This is a genomic window from Streptomyces sp. NPDC049577, assembly GCF_040675635.1.
Lineage (GTDB): Bacteria > Actinomycetota > Actinomycetes > Streptomycetales > Streptomycetaceae > Streptomyces.
Genome location: NZ_JBFAPH010000399.1, coordinates 1 through 5,301 on the forward strand (window position 1 = coordinate 1; position 5,301 = coordinate 5,301).

6 protein-coding genes are annotated in these 5,301 nt (G+C 74.7%); all 6 read right to left on the minus strand.

Features of this window, described 5'->3' with window-relative positions; translation table 11 throughout:
* Nucleotides 1–603 (minus strand): homoserine dehydrogenase (locus AB0K09_RS29420; protein ID WP_366068454.1); only part of this gene is annotated, 603 nt, incomplete at its 3' end.
* Between the two features lie 18 nt (nucleotides 604–621).
* A complete protein-coding gene (locus tag AB0K09_RS29425; RefSeq protein WP_366068455.1) occupies nucleotides 622–1,893 on the minus strand; it encodes an aspartate kinase in 1,272 nt (423 codons plus the stop codon).
* Between the two features lie 4 nt (nucleotides 1,894–1,897).
* The gene (locus tag AB0K09_RS29430; protein ID WP_366068456.1) at nucleotides 1,898–2,398 is read right to left on the minus strand and encodes a flavin reductase family protein; all 501 of its coding nucleotides are present in this window, start codon (nucleotides 2,396–2,398) and stop codon (nucleotides 1,898–1,900) included.
* Nucleotides 2,395–3,924, minus strand: coding sequence for an amino acid adenylation domain-containing protein (locus AB0K09_RS29435; protein ID WP_366068457.1), 1,530 nt, complete (start codon nucleotides 3,922–3,924; stop codon nucleotides 2,395–2,397). The genes AB0K09_RS29430 and AB0K09_RS29435 overlap by 4 nt, the downstream gene beginning before the upstream one ends.
* A gap of 3 nt (nucleotides 3,925–3,927) precedes the next feature.
* Nucleotides 3,928–4,881 (minus strand): hypothetical protein, encoded by a 954-nt coding sequence (locus tag AB0K09_RS29440; RefSeq protein ID WP_366068458.1) that lies wholly within the window; start codon nucleotides 4,879–4,881, stop codon nucleotides 3,928–3,930.
* Nucleotides 4,863–5,301 (minus strand): 4'-phosphopantetheinyl transferase superfamily protein (locus tag AB0K09_RS29445; protein WP_366068459.1); only part of this gene is annotated, 439 nt, incomplete at its 5' end. The genes AB0K09_RS29445 and AB0K09_RS29440, both read right to left, overlap by 19 nt.

The window sequence follows — 5,301 nt, forward strand, 5'->3', positions numbered from 1 at the left end:
CTCGACGTCCGCCGTCGGGTCGGCCTCGGCGTAGCCGAGGGCGGTGGCCTCGCGCAGGGCCGAGGCGAAGTCGGCGCCGGTGGTGGACATGCGGTCCAGGATGAAGTTGGTGGTGCCGTTGACGATGCCCATGACGCGGGTGACGTCGTCGCCGGCGAGGGACTCGCGCAGGGGGCGCAGCAGCGGGATCGCGCCCGCGACGGCGGCCTCGTATTGCAGGTCGACGCCCCACAGGGCGGCGGCGCCGTGGAGTTCGGGGCCGTCCTGGGCGATGAGGGCCTTGTTGGCGGTGACGATCGAGGCGCCGTCGGCCATGGCCTCCAGCAGCAGGGAGCGGGCGGGCTCGATGCCGCCCATGAGCTCGACGACGATGTCGAGCCCGCCGCGGGCGATCAGGCCGTAGGGGTCGTCGGTGAACAGGGCGGGGTCGATGCCGGGGGTGTCGCGGGCGCGGCGGAGGTCGCGGACGGCGACGCCGGCGAGCTCCAGCGGGCGGCCGGCGCGCTCGGCGAGCCGGGGCGCCGCGCCGTGCAGGCGGCGTACGACCTCCGTGCCGACGACTCCGCAGCCCAGTACGGCGACCTTGAGCGGACGGGTTTCCATGTCTGCCTCCCTGAGGGGTTAGCGCCCGGTGCCCGCGTAGACGACCGCGCGGGCGTCGCTGTCGAGGGCGAACGCGTGGTGCAGTGCGCGGACCGCGTCGTCGAGCCGGGCGGCCCGGCAGATGCCGGTGATACGGAGTTCGGAGCTGGCGAGGAACTCGATGCCGATGCCGGCCCGGTCGAGGGCCCGGCAGAAGGACGCCAGGGCCGCCGGCTCGGAGCGCAGTCCGCAGCCGACGACGGAGACCTTGCCGGCGCCGGTGTCGCAGTTGAGGTCGTGGAAGCCGATGCGGGCGCGGTGTTCGTGGAGGACGCCGACGGCGCGCGGGGCGCGGTCCTCGGCGACGGTGAAGGTGACCTTGGCGCCGAAGGGGCCCTGGAGGTTCTGCAGCACCATGTCGACGGCTATGCCGTCGTCGGCGAGGACCTCGAAGACGTCGGCGGCCGCCTGGGCGCGGTCGCCGCCCAGCTCGACGGTGATCCGGGCGATCGACGGGTCGTGGGCCACACCGGTGGCGGATGACTGCTCCATCTTCATGCTCCTGGCTGAGCCGGTCCTCGGGAGGTCGGTGATGAAGGTGCCGGGGCGGTCGGTGTAGGAAGAGCGGACGTGCAGTTCGACGCCGTGCCGGCGGGCGTACTCCACACACCGGGCCATCAGCACCTTCGCCCCGCAGGCCGCGAGCTCCAGGGTCTCCTCGTAGTCGAGACGGTCCAGCAGCCCGGCGCCGGAGACCACGCGCGGGTCGGCGGTGAAGACCCCGTCGACGTCGGTGTAGATCTCGCAGACGTCGGCCTTGAGGCCGGCGGCCAGTGCGACCGCCGTGACGTCGGAGCCGCCGCGGCCGAGCGTGGTGACGTCCTGGGTGTCCGGGCAGACGCCCTGGAAGCCGGCCACCAGCGGCACGGTGCCCAGGTCCAGGGCCTCCCGGAGCCGGGCCGGGGTGACGGACGTGATGCGGGCCCCGCCGTGCACCGCGTCCGTGGCCACGCCGGCCTGGGTGCCGGAGAAGGAGCGGGAGGGCACGCCCAGGGCGTCCAGGGCCATCGCCAGCAGGGCGCAGGAGACGCGCTCGCCCGTGCTCAGCAGCATGTCCATCTCGCGCTCGGGGGGCGCGCCGGACACCTGCCGGGCCAGGTCGATCAGGTCGTCGCTGGTGTCGCCCATGGCCGAGCAGACGACCACCACGTCGTGGCCGTCGAGGCGCGTCGCGCGGACGCGCTCGGCGACCACCTTGACCCGGTCGACGCTCTGCAGTGAGGAACCGCCGTACTTCTGGACGACGAGCATGGGGTCACCCGCCCACCGCGTAGTGCTGGTTACGGCAGAGCACGGACGGCGCCGAGTCGTTGGACTGCGCCCAGGTGACCATGCCGGCGACGAGCGTGTGGTCGAGCAGCGGAACCGTCTCGCCGACGGTGCACACCACGCTGACCGCGGCGCGCGTCAGCACGGGCACGCCGTGCACCGAGTCCCAGGGCACGCCGGCGAACCGCTCGGCCGCCGTGCCGGTCGCGAACCGGCGGGTCAGCGCGCGGTCCGACCACGCCAGCACGTTCACGGCGAACGCCCCGGCGGCCAGGATGCCGGCCAGGGTGCGGCTGCCGGTGGTCAGCGAGACCAGGAGGCTCGGCGGGTCGCAGGACAGCGACATCACGGCGCTCGCGGTGCAGCCCACCGGGCCGTCCGCCGACCGCGCGGTGATCACGGTGATGCCGGTCGGCAGCCCGGAGATGACGTGACGGTAGTCTTCCGGCGTGACGGCCGGCTCGGCCGTCAGAACTTGCTGGATCATGACGCTCCCTGGTCGTGGATCGTGGCGGCGAGCGCCCGTCGATCGATCTTTCCGTTGGCGTTCAGCGGGAGTTGCTCGAAGACACTGATGCCGCGCGGCACCATGTACGGCGGCAGCAGCTCGCGCAGGCGCGCGGTCAGCGCGGCCGGGTCGTCCAGTCCGGTGCCCGTGCAGACGGCCTCCAGGACCGTCTCCCCGCCCCGGTCCGGCACGGCGATCGCGATCGCGTCCCGTACGCCCGGCTGGGCGCGCAACGCGGCCTCGATCTCGCCGAGTTCGACGCGGTAGCCGCGGATCTTCACCTGCTGGTCCATGCGGCCCAGGTGGACCAGCTGTCCGTGCCGCAGCGCGACCCGGTCGCCCGTGCGGTACCAGTGGCCCTCGGTGAGCCGGCCGGTGCCGTCGTAGGGGGTGGCGCGGGCGCCGTCGAAGGCGACGAACCGCCCGGTGTCGTCCGCCGGGTCCAGATAGCCGGGGAAGCGCTGCACGCCGCGCACGACCAGCTCGCCGCCCGCGGCCGGGTCGGCGGGGAAGCCGTTCTCGTCGAGCAGCAGGTGCTCCAGGCCCGGGTGGAGCTCGCCGATCGGCACGGTGCCGTTCGGTGTGTCCGGCCAGCGCTCCGGGTCGGCGGGGAGGCGGAACTGGACGCAGCTGATGGTCAGTTCCGTCGGCCCGTACAGATTTTCCAGGGTGCTGTGCGGCGCCGCCGCCGCCCAGGTGCGGGCCTGGTGCGTGGTCAGCGGTTCGCCGCAGAACAGGCTCCACCGCAGGGAGGGCATCCGGCCGGGCGTGAGGGCGCGCATGCGCTCGGCGAAGGAGACGATCGACGGCACCGAGAACCAGTGCGTCAGTTCCTTCTCCGCCACCCAGCGCACGGGCGCCATCAGGTCCCGGCGCGTCGGCACGACCAGCGTGCCGCCCCCGCCCCAGGTGGCGAACATGTCGAAGACCGACAGGTCGAAGGTCAGATCGAAGGTCTGCGACACGCGGCTGCCCGGCCCGAACCCGTACCGCCCGATCACATGCGCCAGATAGGCGGAGACGTTGCGGTGGGTGATGGGCACGCCCTTGGGGGTGCCGGTGGAGCCGGAGGTGAACAGGATGTAGGCGGTGGCGTCCGCGTCCGGCCGGTGGGGCGGCAGGTCGCCCGGCCGTGCCGTGCGGTCCAGCGCGACGGCCGGGGCGGGCAGCGCGTCCGCCGGTCCGTCGACCAGGACGGCGTCCAGGCCGGCCGCCGACACGACGGCCGCGTTGCGGGCCGCGGGGAAGGCCGGGTTGAGCGGTACGACCGTGCCGCCCAGGCGCTGCACGGCGAGGTAGCCCGCGTAGGCGAGCACGTCGCGTCCGGCCAGCAGACCGACCCGGCCGGGCGTGCCGCCGTGCGCGCGGACGAGGCCGGCGGCGATCCGCTCGGCGAGGTCGTGCAGTTCGCGGTAGGTCAGCCGGTCCTCACCGACCTCCAGGGCGACGCGGTCGCCGTGCGCGGCGACGGAGGCGGCGAACCACTGGTGGAGCGTGCGTTTCACGTCTCATCCCTCCTGGGACAGCTGGGCGTCGAGTTCCTCCGTGACGCGCAGCAGCTGGTCGAATGCCTGCTCCAGCAGGCCGGGCCGGGGACGGCCCCGGGCCGCCGACTGCGCGGCGAACCGCAGCGAGCGCGGCAGCGCGGACCACGCCTGCGCGGCCGCCTCCGCCGTCCGCGCGCCGATCAGGCCCTCCGCCGCCAGCACCGTGTCGCGGTGCGCGTGGTGGCAGGCCGCCGCCCACAGGTCGTCCGCGCAGCGCTCCGCCTCGGCCGGGTCGCCGGCGAGCACGGTGCGCAGATGCCGCAGGGCGGCCGTGCCGTGCAGCCACGTGCCCTCGTCCGGCGCGGGCCCGGAAGCGGCCCTCCCGCCGGTCTCGCGGGTCAGCCAGCGGTACGTGCCCTCCGGCGGCAGCGGTACGGCCCGGCCCAGGGCGAGCCGGTCACGCCGCACGACCTCGGGCGCCGGCGCGGCGACGGGCGTCAGGGCGCGCGCCATCTCGTCGTCGTCCAGCCAGCCCAGGTACGGGCCCTGCTCGCCGTGCGGGGTGAGCGCCGCGAAGTGGTCGGCCACCAGCCAGCACTCGTCCCGCTGGTCGTGCACCAGCAGCCAGTGCGGCGCCGCCGCCCGGCCGTAGGCGGGCGACCAGGGAAGGTGCGCGGTGTTGCCGACGGCCAGGACGCGGCCCTCCCGGCCGAGCTCGGCCAGCAGCGCGGCCCTGGCCTCCTCCCAGCCCTCCGCGCCCCGGTAGGCGAGCCCGCGGCCGTCGGCGGTGACGTCCACCCGCTCGTGGTGCGAGAAGGCCACTCCGCCGCCCGGCACATCGGTCCGCACAGCGAGCCGGACCGCGGCCGCGAAGTCACCGCGGATCTCGGGGAGTTCCGGTTCCAGATAGGAGACGAGATTGGTGGTGTAGCAGCTCAACGGTGGCGCGGGGGCCGTCAGCGTGCTGAGGGACATGACTGCTCCAGATCGGTGAAAGCACAGCTCAGGGGGGTGGTGGAGGTGTCGCGCAGACTGACCCAGGCGTAGTCGTCCCAGCGGCCCCGGCGGTGGCCGAGGGGCACGTCGATCGCCCAGGGCTGCCCGGCCAGTCCCGTGCCGGCGGCCTTCACGCAGGCCTCCTGCACGGTCCACACCCAGGCGAACTCCTCGGCCCGGCCGTCCGGCGGCAACGCGGCCAACTGCTCGGCCCGCTCCCGCAGACAGCGCCGCACCAGCCGCTCGTGCGGCCCGCTGGGCGGCTGCTGCACGTCCACGCCGACCCGGCGGCCCGGCGCGACGGCGGCCGCGACGGTGTCGCCGTCGTGCGACACGCTGATGCCGACGTCCGGGTGGCCGGCCAGCCGCGGCTCGCCGTGCGGCCCGGGCCGCACCGGA

Coding starts and splice junctions, on each gene's coding strand:
- AB0K09_RS29425 (WP_366068455.1), bottom strand. CDS start 1,893: ATGCTCGTCGTCCAGAAGTACGGCGGTTCCTCACTGCAGAGCGTCGAC.
- AB0K09_RS29430 (WP_366068456.1), bottom strand. CDS start 2,398: ATGATCCAGCAAGTTCTGACGGCCGAGCCGGCCGTCACGCCGGAAGAC.
- AB0K09_RS29440 (WP_366068458.1), bottom strand. CDS start 4,881: ATGTCCCTCAGCACGCTGACGGCCCCCGCGCCACCGTTGAGCTGCTAC.